The sequence below is a fragment of the Croceicoccus mobilis genome (genome assembly GCF_001661965.1).
In the GTDB taxonomy this organism is placed as follows: Bacteria; Pseudomonadota; Alphaproteobacteria; order Sphingomonadales; family Sphingomonadaceae; genus Croceicoccus; species Croceicoccus mobilis.
In genome coordinates this window covers 303,091-320,445 of the sequence record NZ_LYWZ01000025.1, presented here as the reverse complement: position 1 = coordinate 320,445, position 17,355 = coordinate 303,091, and the positions used below count along the sequence as shown (strand labels likewise).

The window sequence follows — 17,355 nt, the reverse complement described above, 5'->3', positions numbered from 1 at the left end:
ATCAGAAATCGTAGATCAGCGAAATGCGCGAAAGCGTATCGGTCGGCTTCGTGTCTTCGGGTGGATCGGTATCGTGCTCGATGCTGTATGATAGCCGCGCCTTCAGCCGCTTGCCGATCCCGGCCTGCACGCCCGTCAGCGAGGTATAGGTCGAATTGTCGCTGACGAATGCAGTCGCGCTTTCGGTCAGGCTCCAGTTGTCGGCGAACCTCCACTCGAACTCCAGACCGCCCAGCCCTGCGAAATAAGTATCGTTCTCATCCGCGGTCATCGGATCGACAAGTTCGGTGCGGCGCCATGCCGGGCCGATCTTGGCTGAAAGCTTCAGATCCTCACGGTCGAAGAAACGGTAACCCACACCGCTCGAAGCGGAATAGCGTGCGAGGAAGCCCTGCACCTTGTCCCGCTCGAACTGGCCGAGGCCATAGACGAACGCGCTTTTCGAGATATTGATGTTGGGCTCATACGCGGCGAGATAGCGTTCGCGCGTCGTGTCGCCATCGCTGCGCTGGTAATCGAAGCTCAGCCGCACCGCATGCCGCCAGTTGATGCCGACCCGGCTGGCCTTGAAACCGGCCGTAACGCCCACATCCTCGCTGTTGCCGGTGGAAGCCAAGGCACCGAATTCGCCCTTCCCGCTCCAGCCTTCGAAGGGGCCTGCGGTGCGCAGCGCCTCGCGCTTGCGAGCCGCCTCTGCCGCAGCGATACGCTGGCGGTTTGCCTTGAACCCTGTTTCCAGCTTGTCGAGTTCCGCCCCGCCATCGGGATAGGTGCGCCGCGCGATCTCGATCACGGTCTTCACCTTGTCGGCATCGCCAGTAGCTATGGCGGTTTCGACCATTTCGCGCACGGGATCGGGCAGGCCCGTCAACGGCGGCGGCGGCGGTGCCTGACGCGGATAAGGGTCAATTACCGTGGCCGTCTGGGCCATGGCGGGTGTTGCTGCGGCAGTGGCCAACAGGCCGATCAATGCGGTCTTCGATCCCATGCCGCATCCGCTATCAAATCACTCGCGAAGCCGCCAGCCTGTATGAAAGATAACAGTGATAACAGCGACGCATAGTATCAGGAAGCCGACAGTCAGCCCTGTTGCGGTTGCGATATCGACATCGGCCTGGCCATAGAATGTCCACCTGAGGCCGCTGACGAGATAGACGATGGGGTTGAACAGGGCGACGGTGCGCCACGGCTCGGCCAGCATGTCGATCGAATAGAATGTGCCGCCCAGAAAGGTCAGCGGCGTCAGGATCAGCAGCGGCACCATTTGCAGCTTTTCAAACCCGTCCGCCCATAGGCCAAGTATAAAGCCCAGCAGTGAAAACGCGCTGGCCACCAGCAGGATGTAGAAGAAGGCGAACACGGGGTGCGCGATCTGGTAGTCTACGAAGAATGTGGCGGTGGTCAGGATAATCAAGGCCAATATCAGGGACTTGGTCACCGCAGCTCCCACGAACCCTACCAATGTCTCGGCCACGCCGACCGGGGCTGAAAGCAGTTCGTAGATCGAGCCGGTAAAGCGCGGCATGTAGATCCCGAAACTGGCGTTCGACGTGCTTTCCGACAGCATGGTCAAAAGCAGCAGGCCGGGCACGATAAATGCGCCATAATCGACGCCGCCGACCTGATCCATCCGCCCGCCGATGGCCGCGCCAAAGACGATGAAATAGAGGCAAGTCGTCAGCACCGGCGAAATGAGAGAGCCGAACACGGTGCGCAGGAACCGCAGCAGCTCATTGCGATAGATCGTCAGCGCGCTGGTCAGGTTGAAGCTCATGATGTGGCCCCCTCCTCTTCCACCAGCTTGACGAAAATGTCCTCAAGGCTCGATTCGCGCTGGTCGATCGCGGTGTATCCGATGTTCTCTCGCACCAGAGTCTGGGCCAGCGCAGCCACCTGCTCCTTACCCAGCCCCGATCCATCGCCGCCACGAAAGGCAATGGTACGCCCATCGTTTTCCAGCGTGACCGGCAAGTCGGATAGCGATGCGGGCAGACTGGCAAGCGGCTGTGAAAGGGTGAATTCCGCTTCCGTCCGGCCAAGCCGGCCCATGATCGCGTCCTTATCGTCGACCAGAAGGATGCGGCCCTTGTTGATGACGCCCACGCGGTCGGCCATCTCCTCGGCTTCCTCTATGTAGTGGGTCGTCAGAATGACGGTGACGCCCTGCTCGCGCAGTTTGTCGATCGTGTTCCACATGTCGCGGCGCAGCTCGACATCCACCCCGGCTGTCGGTTCGTCGAGGAACAGCAGGTCGGGGTCATGTGCCAGCGCCTTGGCGATCAGCACGCGGCGCTTCATCCCACCTGAAAGCGCGCGAAGCTGGGAATCACGCTTGTCCCACAGCGAGAGCGTGCGCAGCACTTCCTCGATCCGCGCAGGGTCCGCCTTGCGTCCGAACAATCCGCGCGAATAGGCGACCGAGCGGTGCACCTTTTCGAAGATATCGACGCTCATCTCCTGCGGGACGAGGCCAATTCGCGCGCGCATCGTCCGCCAGTCATGCTTCATGTCGAGGCCGAAGGCATGGATCGACCCCGAAGTGGGCCGCACCATGCCGCAGACCGCGCCGATCAGCGTCGTCTTACCCGCGCCATTTGGGCCAAGCAGCGCGAAAATCTCACCTTTGCGGATCGTGAGATCGACATTTTTAAGAGCATCGACCGGCGGGGCGGATCCCCTGCCGGGATAGGTCTTGGTCAGACCGCGAATATCAAGAATGGTTTCCACCCGGCCATCATTGGGGGCCGGTAGAGACGATTTCAAGCAGCGGGCAGCAACAGCGAGGAATCGCCATAGGAGTAGAAACGATATTCCTGCTCAATCGCATGGGCATAGACCGCCTGCATGGTATCGAGCCCCATTAACGCGCTGACAAGCATGAACAGCGTCGATTTGGGCAGATGGAAATTGGTCATCAGGCCATCGACCGCGCGAAACCTGTAACCGGGCGTGATAAAGATCGAGGTATCACCAGCAAAGGGTCGAATAAGATCGTTTTCACCCGCGGCGCTTTCCAGCAGGCGCAGGACGGTAGTGCCAACCGCGATAACACGGCCACCTGCGGCGCGGACGGCGTTCAGGCGCTCTGCGACATCAGGTTCGATGCGGCCCCATTCGGCGTGCATGGCATGGTCGTCGGTATCGTCCGCCTTGACTGGCAGGAATGTCCCCGCACCGACATGCAGCGTCAGCGTTTCACGCCCGATCCCCGCTTCGTCCAGCCTGGCGATCAGCTCCGGCGTGAAGTGCAGCGATGCGGTCGGGGCCGCGACCGCGCCGTCACGCTCGGCAAACATGGTCTGGTAATCGCTGCGGTCTTGTTCATCCGTTCCGCGCTTGCCCGCAATATAGGGCGGCAAAGGCATCTGCCCCGCACGTTCCAGCAGCACTTCGACAGGTTCATCGCCGCCAAAGGACAGCGACCAGCTGCCATCGTCGTGGCGGTTTTCGGCAATGGCAGTCACGCCAGCGGGGAATTCGACCATGTCACCCTCGCGCAGGCGCTTGCCGTTGCGGATGAACGCCTGCCAGCGCCTGAGGTCTATACGCTTGTGGAGGGTCGCCCCGATCTTGGCGCCCTCGCCATGCTCTCCATCGCGCGGGGGACGCACGCCTTCCAGCTGGGCAGGAATGACGCGCGTGTCGTTGAAGACCAGCACATCGCCCTTGTTCAGCAGGCTGGGCAGATCGCGAACGCCGCGATCCTCCATCTTGCTGCCGCGCACCAGCAGCATGCGCGCCGCGTCACGCGGGCGCGCGGGCCGCAGGGCTATCCGCTCTTGCGGAAGGTCGAAATCGAAGGCGTCCACTCGCATGGGGCGAGCCACTAGGACCAGAGCGGGCGAAAGGCCAGCCCCGACCGTTACCGACCGGGGCTTTGCGCGGATTACTGTGCCGGCGCGCTTTCGGGCGTGGCTGCGTTCAGCATGTCCGCCGTGATCTCCGGCTCGGCCGAAGCGGCTACTGGCGGTGCCTTGTGGTCACTCTCCAGCGATGCCTGGACGATCTTCGTCGGGTTTTGCGGCGGCTGACCGCGCTGGATCGCATCGACATGATTCATGCCGCCGATCACCCGGCCAAAGACGGTGTATTTCCCGTCGATTGCCATGGTCGGGTAAAAGATGATGTAGAACTGGCTGTTGGCCGAATCGTCCGAATTGCCGTTACGCGCCATCGCCACCGTCCCGCGCAGATGCGGTACGCGGTTGAATTCCGCCTTGAGGTCGGGAAGCTCCGACCCGCCGCGCCCCGTGCCGGTCGGATCTCCACCCTGCGCCATGAAGCCATCGATCACGCGGTGGAAGATCGTGCCGTCGTAAAAGCCCTGTTCGGTCAGCGTCTTGATACGCTCGACATGGTTAGGTGCCCATTCGGACTTCAGGCGGATCTGGACGCGTCCGCCGTTCGCCAGGTCGAGAACCCAGATGTTTTCCGGCTCATGCGTAAGGTCAGTGTCGACGGTCCAGTATTCCGGCGTGATCGTGGGGGCCGGTGCAGCCTCTTCTACGGCAGTATCGGCCTCTGCATTGGCGGTCGTGTCGGCGTCCTGCGCCATCGCGCCGGTCGAAAGGCCAAGCGAGGCAGCGCCGATAGCGGCAAGCAGGGTGAAACGGATGGTCATGAATGATCCCTCGGATAGTCTGCGCGCGGGCCTAGACGACCGCCGCTGACAATCAAATGAATAAAAACCTTTCACGCAGCGGTGGCGCGATAAGGGCTGTTTTCAGTAATCGCCTTTCAGACCCTGCGCGGCGACGCGTTCGACCACGTCGTCCTTTACCGCCGGGCTGACGAAGGGCGTGATGTCGCCCCCGAACTGGGCGATTTCCTTTACAAGCTTTGACGCGATGGGCTGAAGCGACACATCCGCCATCAGGAATACCGTCTCGATCTCGTCGTTGAGCTGCTGGTTCATGCCCGCCATCTGGTATTCATATTCGAAATCCGCAACGGCCCGCAGTCCCCGGATGATCAGCTGCGCCCCCTGCCTTTCGGCAAAGCGCATGAGAAGTGCGTTGAAGCCGACGACCTCGACATTGTCGATCCCCAGCGCCTCCGCCTCGCGTTCGACCATCGCGATGCGCTCCTCAGGAGAGAACAGCGGATTTTTCGACGGATTGGTGGTGACGCCGATTATCAGCCTGTCCACCAGCTTGGAGCCGCGACGGATGATGTCGCAATGCCCCAGCGTGATCGGATCGAACGTGCCGGGATAGATCCCGACCAGCGGCTTGCCTTCGCTCAAGACTGCTTCCCCTCGCCTTCTTATTTCTTACGTTCGACAACAAAGCGGGCCACCGCGCGCAGCAGGTCGGCCTCACTCCCATATTGATCGAGATGACCGATCGCCTGGTCGACCAGCGCACGCGCCTGTTCGCGCGCACGTTCTGCGCCCAGCAGCGAAACAAAGGTCGACTTGCCCGCCGCCTCGTCCTTTCTGAGCGCCTTGCCCGCCAGTTCCTCGTCCCCTTCGTGATCGAGGAGATCGTCGGCAATCTGGAAAGCGAGGCCGATGTCATGCGCATAGTGGCGCAGCGACTTGCGTCCCTCTTCCGGCAAATGGGCAAGGATCGCGCCCATTTCGACCGAAGCTGCCAGCAGTGCGCCGGTTTTCAGCTGCTGAAGCCGGGTAACGGTGTGGAGATCGAACTCACGCTCTTCGGCGACGATATCCATCATCTGCCCGCCGGCCATGCCCTGCGCGCCGCTCGCTTTGGCAAGGCAGGCGACAAGTTCGGCGCGGGTAAAGGGATCGGGAATGCGCGATGCATCGGACAGGATCTCGAACGCCAGCGCATGCAGCGAATCGCCCGCCAGCACGGCGGTCGCCTCATCATACTCTCGGTGGAGCGTCGGTTTGCCATGGCGCATGTCGTCATCGTCCATGCACGGCAGATCGTCATGGATCAGCGAATAGACATGGATCGCTTCGATCGAACAGCCGACGCGAACGGCCAGTTCACGGTCAACCGCCAGCATCTCGGCAGTCGCGGCGCACAGCAGCGGGCGCATCCGCTTGCCGCCGCCAATGGCGGCATAGCGCATCGCCTCGACCAGACGGGCACGGGCATCGCCCGGTAAAGGCAGCAGCGCGTCGAGGCAGACATCGACCTCTGTCGCGATCCGTTCGAGCGCCTGCCCAAGGAGGTTTTCAGACACGGTTGTCGCCACCACCTCAGGCGCCCGGTTCGTCAAAGGGGCGAGTTCCGGTCGCTCGCCCTTCGGCGTCGGCGACGATCGCCTCGATCCGGGCCTGCGCCGCGTCGAGACGCGCCTGGCAGTGTTTCCTCAGATGTTCGCCACGCTCGTAAAGCGCGATCGACTCGTCGAGAGCCGCCTCCCCGCTTTCCAGCTTGCGGACCACGTCTTCGAGCGCGGCCAGCGCCTGCTCGTAGCTCAATTGCGAAATATCGGCTGTTTGCTCACTCATTGCAGGCGTGTTTGGAACGGCGGCCCGCCATGGTCAAGGCTGGCGGACCGCCCTGCCAACAACACTTCATTGCGCGAAAGCCCTCGTGACCGGGGATTGTGATGCGTTTCGCGTGAAAGAGGGGCTGGCGCAGGCGCGCTCGCGTGGCTATGCGCGCGCCATGACCCAATCCACCACGCCCGACAAGATCACGCCCGATGTCGTAGCGGCTCACGGCCTCTCCCCCGAAGAATACGAGCGCGTGCTGCATGCGCTGGGGCGGGAGCCCAATCTCGTCGAACTCGGCATCTTCTCCGTGATGTGGTCGGAGCATTGCAGCTATAAAAGCTCGCGCCTCCATCTGAAGAAGCTTCCGACCGAGGCGGACTGGGTCATCTGCGGCCCCGGCGAAAATGCGGGCGTCATCGACATCGGCAACGGTCAGGCCTGCATCTTCAAGATGGAGAGCCATAACCACCCTTCGTATATCGAGCCCTATCAGGGCGCGGCGACGGGCGTTGGCGGCATCCTGCGCGATGTGTTCACCATGGGCGCGCGCCCGGTGGCGAACATGAACGCGCTGCGTTTTGGTCGCCCCGATCACCCGAAGATGAAGCATCTGGTGCAGGGCGTGGTCGCCGGCATCGGTGGCTATGGCAATTGCGTCGGCGTGCCGACCGTTGGCGGTGAGACCAACTTCCACCCCGCCTATGACGGCAATATCCTCGTCAATGCGATGACCGTGGGCGTAGCGGACGCCGATCGGATTTTCTATTCCGCCGCAACGGGCCTTGGCAATCCGATCGTCTATGTCGGGTCGAAGACCGGGCGAGACGGCATCCATGGCGCAACCATGGCCAGCGCCGATTTCGGCGAGGATTCGGAAGAGAAGCGCCCCACCGTGCAGGTTGGCGACCCCTTCACGGAAAAGCTGCTGATCGAGGCGTGCCTCGAGCTGATGGCGACCGACGCCATCGTCGCGATCCAGGACATGGGCGCGGCGGGCCTCACATCCTCGTCCGTCGAGATGGCGACCAATGGCAAGGCGGGCATCCGCCTCGACATGAACAAGGTCCCCTGCCGCGAAGAGGGCATGACGCCTTACGAGATGATGCTTTCGGAAAGCCAGGAGCGCATGCTCATGGTGCTGAAGCCGGGCAAGGAAGCCATGGCGGAAGAGATTTTCCGTAAGTGGGAGCTGGATTTCGCGGTCATCGGCGAAGTCACCGATACGCGCCACATGGTGCTGGAATTCGATGGCGAGGTCGTTTGCGACATCCCGCTCGGCCCGCTGGCCGCAGACGCGCCGCTTTATGACCGCCCCTATATCAGCCGCGAGGAATATGCCGATTGGGTCGGCACCACCGTGCTGCAGGAATTGCCCGAGACTAACGATGTCGCGGGTGATCTTAAGGCGCTGGTCGGCTCCCCCGATCTCGCCTCGCGCAAGTGGATTGCCGAGCAGTACGATTCGCAGGTCGGCGCGGACACGCTGCAGACCGGCGGCGATGCGGCCGTCGTGCGCGTGCATGGCACGAAAAAGGCGCTGGCGATCAGCACCGACTGCACCCCGCGCTATTGCTATGCCGACCCGCATGAAGGCGGCAAGCAGGCCATTGCCGAGGCGTGGCGCAATATCTGCGCGGTGGGTGCGCTGCCACTGGCCGTCACCAACTGCCTGAATTTCGCAAACCCGCAGCGGCCCGAGATCATGGCCCAGTTCGTCGGCTGCCTCGAAGGCATGGGCGATGCGTGCCGGGCGCTCGATTTCCCGATCGTGTCGGGCAATGTCTCGCTTTACAACGAGTCGAAGGCGACCGGTGGCGGCAGCGCAATCCTGCCCACCCCTGCCATCGGCGGCGTCGGCCTGATGCAGGACTACGCGATCATGGCGACCCCCGGCTTCAAGGCGGCGGGCGAGCAGATCGTGGTGATCGGCGGCGAAAGCGGCCATCTGGGCCAGTCGCTGTGGCTGCGCAATATCCATGGCCGCGAGGAAGGCACTCCGCCCCCTGTCATGCTCGACCTTGAGCGGACCGCGGGTGAAACCGTGCGCAAGCTTATCGCCGACAAGGCCGTGACTGCCGTGCACGATTGCTCCGACGGCGGCCTTGCCGTTACGCTGGCGGAAATGGCGATGAAGGGCGGCATGGGCTGCACCGTCGCCATGCCGGAGGATCGCCTGAGCCAGGCGGCGTTCTGGTTCGGCGAAGATCAGGCCCGCTATGTCGTGACGGCAAGCGAAGCCGAACCGATCCTCGAGGCCGCCGAAGCCGCGGGCCTTGCTGCCATCGCGCTAGGCGTAACCGGTGGCGACAAGCTCGTCTTCCGGGCGGTGAATGCCGAGAGCATGGTTCCTCTCTCCGAACTGAAAGCAAGCCACCTTGCGTTCTTCGCTGACTGGATGGATGGCTGAGCCAGCAGCCTGCCATTTCCAGTGGCTGGCTCATTTCCTCATGGCTGTTGGATCGGTTTCAATTAAACCGATCGGGTAATCTTCGTTTTCGATCGGATAGTTGCCGCAACTATCTTTACCGCATCCAGAAACCTTGAAGGTGATGGACAGAAAGCCCCTGTTCGAAGAAAATCAAACCGTCCCCCGAAGTCAAAAAAAGACTTTCGGTTCAAAGGAAGGTTAAGTTGGACGTTCTCGATCAGCGCTCAAGGTTACAGCAGTATGACGAGGCGGTCCTGAAAACCGGGCCCGATGCGGTTCGGCATGCTGGAGCAAGCAAGATCAACGTATTCGTGCATCTCGCCAGCGACAAGGATGCCGCGCGCTGGAAAGCGGCATATGATGCGGGCACGCTGGTCGGCGTGAACGATGAAACGCCCTATGGCTATGGGCGCGCAGTCGACATGGGCTGTAATGTCACATTCTCTACCTCGCATGCAGAATCGCTGGCCGCGAAAGTCGTTCGCCTTGCGCTGCGCGTGATTACGGGGTTCGATTACATACACGCTCGCCGCCAATGGGCGGCAATGCGCGATGCCGACGTCGTTTGGACGCATACCGAATCCCAGACCCTTGCCGTCGCCGCCGTGTTCCAGCGTCGCGGCCTGCAAAAAGGGAAGCGCCCCATGCTGGTCGGGCAGACCGTGTGGCTTTGCGATCAATGGTCGCGAATGGGTTTCTGGCGCCGGGCGCTGGCTCGCAAGCTCATGCCCTATGTCGATGTGCTCAGCTTTCTGTCGCCGCACAACCGTTCGCTGGCAGAGCGCCTGTTTCCGGGAACGCGATGCGAATTCATCCCCTTTGGCATCCCGGCGGAGAAATTTGAAAAGCCGCGCATGCGTTCGGACGCCCCGCTCAAGATCCTTGCCGTGGGCAATGACCGGCACCGCGACTGGCGCACTCTGGTCGATGCCGTCATTGATCGGCCCGAATATGCGCTGACGATCCTGTCGGCCACTGCCCCGGCATCGCTTGCGGCAGGGCATGACAATGTGGAAATTCACCAGGCGCGATCCAACGACGAATTGCGCCGCCACTTCGCCGAGGCCGGCGTGGTTTGCGTGCCGCTTTCGCCCAACTTCCACGCCAGCGGGATCACCGTGATGGAGGAGGCCGCACTGGCGGGCGTCCCCATGGTGGCAACGGACACCGGGGGCCTCGACGCCTATTTCGGGCAGGACTGCGCACATTATGTCCCTGTCGGCGATGCCAGGGCGATGGCCGATGCGTTTGCCCGGATCGCGGCCGATCCGCAGGGCGCCCGCGACATGGCCCGCCGCGCGCAATCGCGCATGCTGTCCGGCGCGATCGATGCCGATTCCTATATCCGCCGCCATGTCGAATTGAGCGAGGCGCTGATCGCGCCCGCCGCCACCGGGTGATCTTCACGTCGCTTCTATTGGCGATCGGCGTCGCTCCATCGATGCAACCGCTCGATCTTTGCCGGATGCGGCCGATTTTCCGGGAGGAGTTCGACACGCTCGCCGCATCACGAGATGAGATCGGCCCCGATGCGCGCTGGACGGCGCATACCCCATGGAACGGCGATTTCGGCGATGCGCGCTTTATGGATCCCGGCCCCGATGGCCCTTTCACGGTGAAAAATGGCATATTGACCATCACCGCGCGAAAAGGCGCCGATGGCAAATGGCGTTCAGGCCTGCTTGCCGCATCCGATCCGAAGGGACGCGGCAATGCGGGAACGCAATACGGCTATTTTGAAGCGCGCATGAAAATGCCGCGCGGAGCGGGAACCTGGCCCGCATTCTGGCTGGCCGCGCAGCGACCTACCGACAGGAAACGCACTACGCTCGAAGTCGACGTGGTCGAATTCTACGGCCATAAGCCAGCGCAGTATCGCACCGCCCTGCACCTCTGGCGCCCGCCGCCGGGGGTCGAGGAGATTCATATAGATCACGGGATCGACCAAAAGCGGGCAATACCAGCGCGCTGGCATCGTTTCGGCGCGCGGGTCGGGCCGAAATACATCACCTGGTATCTCGACCGAAAACCGGTGTGGCAACAGCCGACACCGCCGCAGCATGACCCGCCGCTATATCCGATCGTGAACCTTGCGCTTGGTGCCGGCTGGCCGATCGACAAGACGCCCAATCCGGTAAAGCTCAAGGTCGATTTCGTGCATGTCTACGCGCTCGACCCCGATGCGCCGGACTGCTGATGTCTACTTGATCCACTCGCTTTCGGGCACGTCGAAGAGTTTTAGCACGCTCGTCAGATCGCCCCGTTCCACCCAGCCATCGGCGGCAGCGCGGGCCTTGGGCTTGGCGTAATAGGATATGCCATAGTCCGCCGCCTCGATCATCGGGATGTCGTTGGCACCGTCGCCCATGGCAAGGCTGCGCGCGCCCGCGCCAAGTCGGGCCATTTCTTCTTCCAGCGTCTTCTGCTTGACCGAGCTGTCGACGATGGCAGCGGCCAGATTGCCGGTAAGCTTGCCTTGCGCAACGCCCAGCACATTGCCGACGACACGCGTGAAGCCGAGCATTTCCGCCACGGGGTCGGCAAAACTGTGAAACCCGCCCGTGACCAGCACCGTGTGGCAACCGCGCGCGTTCAATGTTTCGACCAGCGTGCGCGCGCCGGGCATGGGGCGAATCCGCTCATCAAGACACTGCTGTATGGCAGCTTCGGGCAAATCTTTAAGCAGCCCGACCCGTTCGGTCAGCGCACTGGCGAAATCCAGTTCGCCCTGCATCGCACGTTCGGTAATGGCGGCGATCTGTGGCTTCAGCCCGGCGAAATCGGCCAGCTCGTCGATGCATTCCTGCCCGATCATGGTTGAATCCATGTCGGATACGAATAGGTGGGGCACTTCGATGGGACCGCTGGAAAGCAGCAGGTCGCTCGGCCCAAAAGCGTCTGACAGGATCGCACGCACCCCATCCGCATCGCCATCGGGCAGCGATATCTGCAGCACGTCGCCGCAGAAATCGAGCATCGTCGCCTCAGCCACATGCCAGCCTTTATCGGCCAACGCCGCAGTCGCCGTTGCGAGCGCGGTTTCAAGAACGGCGGGGTCTGCTATCAGCCGGGCGATGAGCAAGGGTAATGACTCCATGGATAAACCGAAGGTCGCGCTCATTGCAGGGCCGACCGCCAGCGGCAAGAGCGATCTTGCCGTAAGGCTCGCTTTGGCGAGCGAAGCGCGCGGTTTGCCCGCAACGGTGATCAATGCCGACAGTTCGCAGGTCTATGCCGATCTTTCCATCCTCTCGGCACGACCTGGCGATGAGGAAATGCGCGGCGTGCCGCATCGCCTGTTCGGTGCATGGGATGGCGCGCAAGGGTGCTCTGCCGCAGACTGGGCCGCCGCCGCAAAGGCCGAGATTACCGAGGCGCAGGATGCCGGGCGCCTTCCCATCCTCGTTGGCGGGACAGGGCTTTACATGAAGACCCTGATCGAAGGGATCGCTCCCATACCGGCGATCGACCCTGCCGTTCGCGAAGCAGTGCGTGCCCTTCCCGTCAGCGATGCCTATGCGGCATTAAAGGCCGAAGATGCAGAAGCCGCCGACCGCCTGAACGCGGCTGATACGACCCGTGTCGCGCGCGCGCTCGAAGTCATACGATCGACAGGGCATCCGCTCTCGCACTGGCACGGCATGCTCGAAGGCGGAATCGGAAACGAGATCGATCTTGCCGCAATGGTCCTGCTGCCCGACCGAGACTGGCTTTACCAACGCTGCGACCTGCGCTTTGGCGTGATGCTGGAGCGCGGAGCGATAGCGGAGGTGGAAGCCCTGCTGTCCCGATCGCTCGATCCGGCACTCCCCGTCATGCGGGCCATCGGGGTCTGCGAGATCGCGGCCATGCTTGCAGGGGAAATCACGCGAGAAGAGGCGATTGAACAGGGCGCGCGGGCCACGCGCCAATATGCCAAGCGGCAATACACCTGGTTTCGCCGCCAGCCTCCGCAAAATTGGACCCGAGCGGAGCGATATGATTCCCAATTTGAGGATCAGATCGCAACAATGTTACGTAATTTGCGCTTGACATGAAATCTTACGTCACCTAATTCGCCGCCATCGACGGAAGAATCCCAAGGCCCGGCGCCAGTTCGCTCGGGCCTTGATTATTCCGGCAACCCGCATGCGCATGCAGCGGGGCCAGATCAAACCGATGGAGCGTAAACGTGACCGAGCGCAGCGGCGCAGACATATTGATGGACAGCCTGGCACAGCAGGGCGTCGAAGTGGTCTTCGGCTATCCCGGCGGCGCGGTGCTACCCATCTATGACGCTCTGTTTTCGGACGAGCGCATTCGCCACATCCTCGTCCGCCACGAAGCGGGCGCCGCCCATGCGGCAGAGGGCTATGCCCGCTCCACCGGCAAGCCGGGCGTCGTTCTCGTCACCAGTGGCCCCGGCGCGACCAATGCCGTCACCGGCATTGCCGATGCGTTCATGGATTCGATCCCGATGGTCGTGCTGACCGGACAGGTCGCGACCGCCATGATCGGCACCGACGCATTTCAGGAAGCCGATACCGTTGGCATCACGCGTCACTGCACCAAGCACAACTATCTGGTGAAAGACCCCGCGGAGCTGGAAGCGACTATCGCCGAGGCGTTCAAGATCGCGACCACGGGTCGTCCCGGTCCCGTCGTCATCGACATTCCGAAAGACGTTCAGGTTGCCAGCATCGACGGCACGGCAAGCGAGATGGCGTCGCGCTACAACCCTCCGTTCGAGGGTGACGCTGAGGCTATCGCGCAGGCCATGGACTGGCTGGCTGCGGCGGAATCGCCTGTCCTCTATACCGGCGGCGGCATCATCAATTCCGGTCCGCACGCCAGCGCCCTGCTGCGTGAGCTGCAGGAACTGACCGGCGCGCCCGTCACTTCGACCCTGATGGGGCTGGGTGCATTTCCCGCCGACCATTCCGACTGGCTGGGCATGCTGGGCATGCATGGCACGTGGGAAGCGAACCACGCGATGAACCGTGCCGACCTGATCCTGTGCCTTGGCGCGCGTTTCGATGACCGCGTTACCGGCCGGATCGAGGATTTCGCCCCCAACGCGCGCAAGATTCACGTCGATATCGACCGTTCGTCGATCAACAAGACGGTCGCCGTCGACCTCCCCATCCTTGGCGATGTGGGTGAGATCATGCGCCAGATGATCGCGCAGTGGAAAGCGGCCGGTCACGACGCCAACGACCTGACCGAGTGGAAGGCCCGTATCGAGGGCTGGAAGGCCAAGGGTTCGCTGAACTACCCGAAGTCCGAAACCGAGATCATGCCGCAATACGCCATCGACCGGCTGTTCGCGCTGACGAAGGACAAGGACCCGATCATCTCGACCGAAGTCGGCCAGCACCAGATGTGGGCGGCGCAGCACTTCGGTTTCTTCGGCCCGAACAAATGGCTGACCAGCGGTGGTCTGGGCACCATGGGATATGGCCTGCCTGCCGCGATCGGCGCGCAGATCGGCAATCCCGATGCGCTGGTGATCGATATTGCCGGCGAAGCCAGCATCCAGATGAACATCCAGGAACTGGGCACGGCGAGCCAGTATCGCCTGCCGGTGAAGATCTTCATCCTCAACAATGAATTCATGGGCATGGTCCGCCAGTGGCAGGAGCTGACTTATGAATCGCGCTATTCGAACAGCTATTCCGACGCGCTTCCCGATTTCGTGAAGCTGGCGGAGGCCTATGGGTGGAAGGGCATCGTCATCGACGACCCCGCCGACCTTGATGCCGGCATCCAGGCGATGATCGATTACGATGGCCCCGTCATCGTCGATTGCCGCGTGGCGAAGCTCGCCAATTGCCTGCCGATGTTCCGTTCGGGCGCGGCGCATACCGACATGATGCTCTATGGCGACGAAGCGCCCGCCGCGCAGACCGTCACCGCAGAGGCGAAGGCATCGGTGTGAGCGCCCGGATACCAGCGAAAGACAGCAAGATGCATATTCAGCACCGAGAGCAGGAACGCCACGTCCTTGCCATCACCGTCGACAACGAGTCCGGTATTCTCGCCAAGATCGCGGGTCTGTTCACCGCGCGCGGCTATAACATCGACTCGCTGACCGTGGCCGACATCACCGAGAACCACCGCGTTTCGCGCATCACCATCGTGACGCACGGGCCCCCGCAGGTGATCGACCAGATCCACGCACAGCTCGAACGCCTCGTGCCGGTTCACAAGGTCGTCGACCTCACCGAATGCGGCCAGCATGTCGAGCGTGAGCTCGCGCTGGTGAAGGTCGCCGGCAAGGGCGATATCCGCGTCGAGGCGCTGCGCGTGGCCGATGTGTTCCGTGCCAAGGTGGTCGATACCACGACGGAGAGCTTCATTTTCGAACTCACCGGCGCCCCCGATAAAATCGACAGCTTCGTCGCGCTGATGCGCGAACTGGGCCTTGTCGAAGTTGGCCGCACCGGCATCGTCGGCATGATGCGCGGCCCCAACGGGGTTTGACAGCACAAGTTTATTGAAACCGAGCGGCCGCATTCACGCCCATTGATCCTGCGTGTCGGCCCGTCTAACCGCCCTGCACTATTCCGCCGGGCATAAGGGGAAACTGAAGTGAAGGTTTATTACGACGCCGATTGTGACATCAATCTGGTCACCGACAAGAAGATCGCCATCGTCGGCTATGGCAGCCAGGGCCACGCTCATGCGCAGAACCTGCGCGACAGCGGCGTCAAGGATATTGCCATCGCCCTGCGCGAAGGTTCGGCCACGCGCAAGAAGGCAGAAGCTGCCGGATTCAAGGTGATGAACAATTCGGAAGCAGCCGAATGGGCCGACATCCTGATGATGCTGGCACCCGACGAGCATCAGGCTGCGATCTATAGCGACGATATCGCCGGCAAGATGAAGCCGGGCAGCGCCATCGCCTTTGCGCATGGCCTCAACGTGCACTTCGGCCTGATCGAGCCGCCCAAGGACATCGACGTCATGATGATTGCGCCCAAGGGCCCCGGTCACACCGTGCGCAGCGAATATTCGCGCGGCGGCGGCGTGCCCTGCCTGATCGCGATCCATCAGGATGCGACCGGCAATGCGCATGACGTTGCGCTCGCTTACGCTTCGGGCGTTGGCGGTGGCCGTTCGGGCATCATCGAGACAAATTTCAAGGAAGAGTGCGAAACCGACCTCTTCGGCGAACAGGCCGTGCTGTGCGGCGGCGTCACCCATCTGATTCAGGCCGGCTTCGAAACGCTGGTCGAGGCAGGCTACGCCCCCGAGATGGCCTATTTCGAGTGCCTGCACGAAACCAAGCTGATCGTCGACCTGCTGTATGAAGGCGGTATCGCCAACATGCGCTACTCGATTTCGAACACCGCCGAATATGGCGACATCAAGACCGGCCCGCGCATCATCACCGATGAGACCAAGGCCGAGATGAAGCGCGTGCTGGCCGACATCCAGTCGGGCCGTTTCGTGAAGGACTTCGTTCTCGACAACCGCGCTGGCCAGCCCGAACTGAAGGCAAGCCGCAAGGCCGCCGAGGCACACCCGATCGAGCAGACCGGTGCGAAGCTGCGCGCCATGATGCCGTGGATCGGTGCGAACAAGCTGGTGGACAAGGAAAAGAACTAAGTCCGCCAAAAGGCCATGCGTCCCGCGCGGTTTCGGAAATGCCGCGCGCATGGCTTCCCCGACGGGTCGTGAAGCCCGCCGCCCTTTAACGGGGCGGCGGGATTTTTTTCTCTTGTTTTAGAATAGGATGAAACGGAAACTTCAGCAGTTACAACTCTGTGCCTTCTTTCAGGATTGCCCGCGATGCGCCAAATTACGTCGCAAGCTCATTCCAAGGAGGAGACTGATCATGAAGTTCACGAAGACCCGTGCCGCCATCGCCGCCCTCGCGCTCTCGGGCGCAGGCATTGCCGCTGCCCCGCTGCTCGCGCAGGACGATGCCGCCCTGCCCGGCCAGGTCGATGTGTCGCGCGTAACCGCCGGCACCTATGCCACTGACCCCGCCCACACGCTGGTCGGATTTCGCGTCAACCATTTCGGATTTACCGATTACTTCGGCATCTTCGGCAGCGTGACCGGCTCGCTTGAGCTGGACCCTGCCAATCCTGCCGCTGCGAAGCTGGATGTGACGATCCCGGTTTCTTCGGTCACCGTGGCCGAGCCAGAGCTGAAGGACCACCTGCTGCGCGCAGGCGCCGACGGAGCCGAGCCCGATTTCTTTGGCCCTGAACCGGCTGACGCGCATTTCGTTTCGACCAAGGTCGAGCCGACCGGTGCGACCACTGCCAATATCTTTGGCGATCTCACCATGAACGGCGTTACGCGTCCGGTGCTGATTGCGGCCGAATTCACCGGCGCTGGCACCAACCCGATGACGAAGGCGGAAACGATCGGCTTCCACGGTCGCGCCACGGTGCTGCGTTCGCAGTTCGGTGTGTCGGCCTTTGTGCCCTACGTCTCCGACAAGGTCACGCTCGACATCGAAGCGGCTTTCGAAAAGCAGTAAGCTGCTCCGCCAATGCAAGATAGGGCGCTTTCC

General features: G+C 62.2%; 17 protein-coding genes. 8 read left to right on the top strand and 9 right to left on the bottom strand.

Features of this window, described 5'->3' with window-relative positions:
• Position 1: 1 nt before the first annotated feature.
• The 8 genes from A9D13_RS15650 to A9D13_RS15615 all read right to left on the bottom strand — a co-directional run bounded on the left by A9D13_RS15650 (position 2) and on the right by A9D13_RS15615 (position 6,430).
• Positions 2–988: a DUF481 domain-containing protein gene (locus A9D13_RS15650; RefSeq protein ID WP_156522119.1), complete on the bottom strand. Its 987-nt coding sequence runs from the start codon at positions 986–988 to the stop codon at positions 2–4.
• 18 nt (positions 989–1,006) lie between these two features.
• Complete coding sequence (locus A9D13_RS15645; protein WP_066775694.1) at positions 1,007–1,774, bottom strand: ABC transporter permease; 768 nt, start codon at positions 1,772–1,774, stop codon at positions 1,007–1,009.
• Positions 1,771–2,727, bottom strand: a complete 957-nt coding sequence (locus A9D13_RS15640; RefSeq protein WP_066775693.1) for an ABC transporter ATP-binding protein — start codon at positions 2,725–2,727, stop codon at positions 1,771–1,773. Before A9D13_RS15640 ends, A9D13_RS15645 begins: the two co-directional genes overlap by 4 nt.
• 32 nt (positions 2,728–2,759) lie before the next feature.
• Entirely contained in the window at positions 2,760–3,815 is a 1,056-nt protein-coding gene (queA, locus tag A9D13_RS15635; protein WP_066775692.1) for a tRNA preQ1(34) S-adenosylmethionine ribosyltransferase-isomerase QueA, read from the bottom strand.
• A 71-nt stretch (positions 3,816–3,886) separates the two neighbouring features.
• Positions 3,887–4,621: a peptidylprolyl isomerase gene (locus A9D13_RS15630; protein WP_156522117.1), complete on the bottom strand. Its 735-nt coding sequence runs from the start codon at positions 4,619–4,621 to the stop codon at positions 3,887–3,889.
• A gap of 102 nt (positions 4,622–4,723) precedes the next feature.
• Positions 4,724–5,245, bottom strand: a complete 522-nt coding sequence (coaD, locus tag A9D13_RS15625; protein ID WP_066775690.1) for a pantetheine-phosphate adenylyltransferase — start codon at positions 5,243–5,245, stop codon at positions 4,724–4,726.
• 20 nt (positions 5,246–5,265) lie between these two features.
• Positions 5,266–6,171, bottom strand: a complete 906-nt coding sequence (locus tag A9D13_RS15620; RefSeq protein WP_066775899.1) for a polyprenyl synthetase family protein — start codon at positions 6,169–6,171, stop codon at positions 5,266–5,268.
• Positions 6,172–6,175: 4 nt separating this feature from the next.
• Positions 6,176–6,430: an exodeoxyribonuclease VII small subunit gene (locus A9D13_RS15615; RefSeq protein ID WP_066775689.1), complete on the bottom strand. Its 255-nt coding sequence runs from the start codon at positions 6,428–6,430 to the stop codon at positions 6,176–6,178.
• A gap of 160 nt (positions 6,431–6,590) precedes the next feature.
• Between A9D13_RS15615 and purL the strand changes: the two genes are divergently transcribed.
• From purL to A9D13_RS15600, 3 genes are all read left to right on the top strand, one after another.
• A complete protein-coding gene (gene purL / locus A9D13_RS15610; RefSeq protein WP_066775897.1) occupies positions 6,591–8,825 on the top strand; it encodes a phosphoribosylformylglycinamidine synthase subunit PurL in 2,235 nt (744 codons plus the stop codon).
• Positions 8,826–9,049: 224 nt separating this feature from the next.
• Positions 9,050–10,246, top strand: a complete 1,197-nt coding sequence (locus A9D13_RS15605; RefSeq protein WP_216635516.1) for a glycosyltransferase family 4 protein — start codon at positions 9,050–9,052, stop codon at positions 10,244–10,246.
• A gap of 65 nt (positions 10,247–10,311) precedes the next feature.
• Complete coding sequence (locus A9D13_RS15600; protein ID WP_156522116.1) at positions 10,312–11,043, top strand: glycoside hydrolase family 16 protein; 732 nt, start codon at positions 10,312–10,314, stop codon at positions 11,041–11,043.
• Between the two features lie 3 nt (positions 11,044–11,046).
• Here A9D13_RS15600 and serB read toward each other — a convergent pair whose 3' ends face one another.
• A complete protein-coding gene (gene serB, locus A9D13_RS15595) occupies positions 11,047–11,928 on the bottom strand; it encodes a phosphoserine phosphatase SerB (RefSeq protein WP_066775892.1) in 882 nt (293 codons plus the stop codon).
• 13 nt (positions 11,929–11,941) lie between these two features.
• Here serB and miaA point away from each other — a divergent pair, with 13 nt between their 5' ends.
• From miaA to A9D13_RS15570, 5 genes are all read left to right on the top strand, one after another.
• On the top strand, positions 11,942–12,883 hold the full coding sequence (gene miaA / locus A9D13_RS15590; RefSeq protein WP_229665343.1) for a tRNA (adenosine(37)-N6)-dimethylallyltransferase MiaA: 942 nt from the start codon (positions 11,942–11,944) through the stop codon (positions 12,881–12,883).
• A gap of 164 nt (positions 12,884–13,047) precedes the next feature.
• On the top strand, positions 13,048–14,763 hold the full coding sequence (ilvB, locus tag A9D13_RS15585; protein WP_066775886.1) for a biosynthetic-type acetolactate synthase large subunit: 1,716 nt from the start codon (positions 13,048–13,050) through the stop codon (positions 14,761–14,763).
• Between the two features lie 29 nt (positions 14,764–14,792).
• Positions 14,793–15,308 (top strand): acetolactate synthase small subunit, encoded by a 516-nt coding sequence (gene ilvN / locus A9D13_RS15580; RefSeq protein WP_066775687.1) that lies wholly within the window; start codon positions 14,793–14,795, stop codon positions 15,306–15,308.
• Positions 15,309–15,416: 108 nt separating this feature from the next.
• Positions 15,417–16,436: a ketol-acid reductoisomerase gene (gene ilvC, locus A9D13_RS15575; protein ID WP_066775686.1), complete on the top strand. Its 1,020-nt coding sequence runs from the start codon at positions 15,417–15,419 to the stop codon at positions 16,434–16,436.
• A gap of 229 nt (positions 16,437–16,665) precedes the next feature.
• A complete protein-coding gene (locus A9D13_RS15570; RefSeq protein WP_066775684.1) occupies positions 16,666–17,322 on the top strand; it encodes a YceI family protein in 657 nt (218 codons plus the stop codon).
• Positions 17,323–17,355: the final 33 nt, after the last annotated feature.

Excerpts from the sequence above, each read along its gene's own strand:
- A9D13_RS15645 (WP_066775694.1), bottom strand. The coding sequence starts at position 1,774 with ATGAGCTTCAACCTGACCAGCGCGCTGACGATCTATCGCAATGAGCTG.
- A9D13_RS15630 (WP_156522117.1), bottom strand. The coding sequence starts at position 4,621 with ATGACCATCCGTTTCACCCTGCTTGCCGCTATCGGCGCTGCCTCGCTT.
- ilvN (WP_066775687.1), top strand. The coding sequence starts at position 14,793 with ATGCATATTCAGCACCGAGAGCAGGAACGCCACGTCCTTGCCATCACC.
- A9D13_RS15570 (WP_066775684.1), top strand. The coding sequence starts at position 16,666 with ATGAAGTTCACGAAGACCCGTGCCGCCATCGCCGCCCTCGCGCTCTCG.
- A9D13_RS15600 (WP_156522116.1), top strand. The coding sequence starts at position 10,312 with ATGCGGCCGATTTTCCGGGAGGAGTTCGACACGCTCGCCGCATCACGA.
- A9D13_RS15650 (WP_156522119.1), bottom strand. The coding sequence starts at position 988 with ATGGGATCGAAGACCGCATTGATCGGCCTGTTGGCCACTGCCGCAGCA.
- ilvB (WP_066775886.1), top strand. The coding sequence starts at position 13,048 with ATGGACAGCCTGGCACAGCAGGGCGTCGAAGTGGTCTTCGGCTATCCC.
- A9D13_RS15615 (WP_066775689.1), bottom strand. The coding sequence starts at position 6,430 with ATGAGTGAGCAAACAGCCGATATTTCGCAATTGAGCTACGAGCAGGCG.
- queA (WP_066775692.1), bottom strand. The coding sequence starts at position 3,815 with ATGCGAGTGGACGCCTTCGATTTCGACCTTCCGCAAGAGCGGATAGCC.
- purL (WP_066775897.1), top strand. The coding sequence starts at position 6,591 with ATGACCCAATCCACCACGCCCGACAAGATCACGCCCGATGTCGTAGCG.
- miaA (WP_229665343.1), top strand. The coding sequence starts at position 11,942 with ATGGATAAACCGAAGGTCGCGCTCATTGCAGGGCCGACCGCCAGCGGC.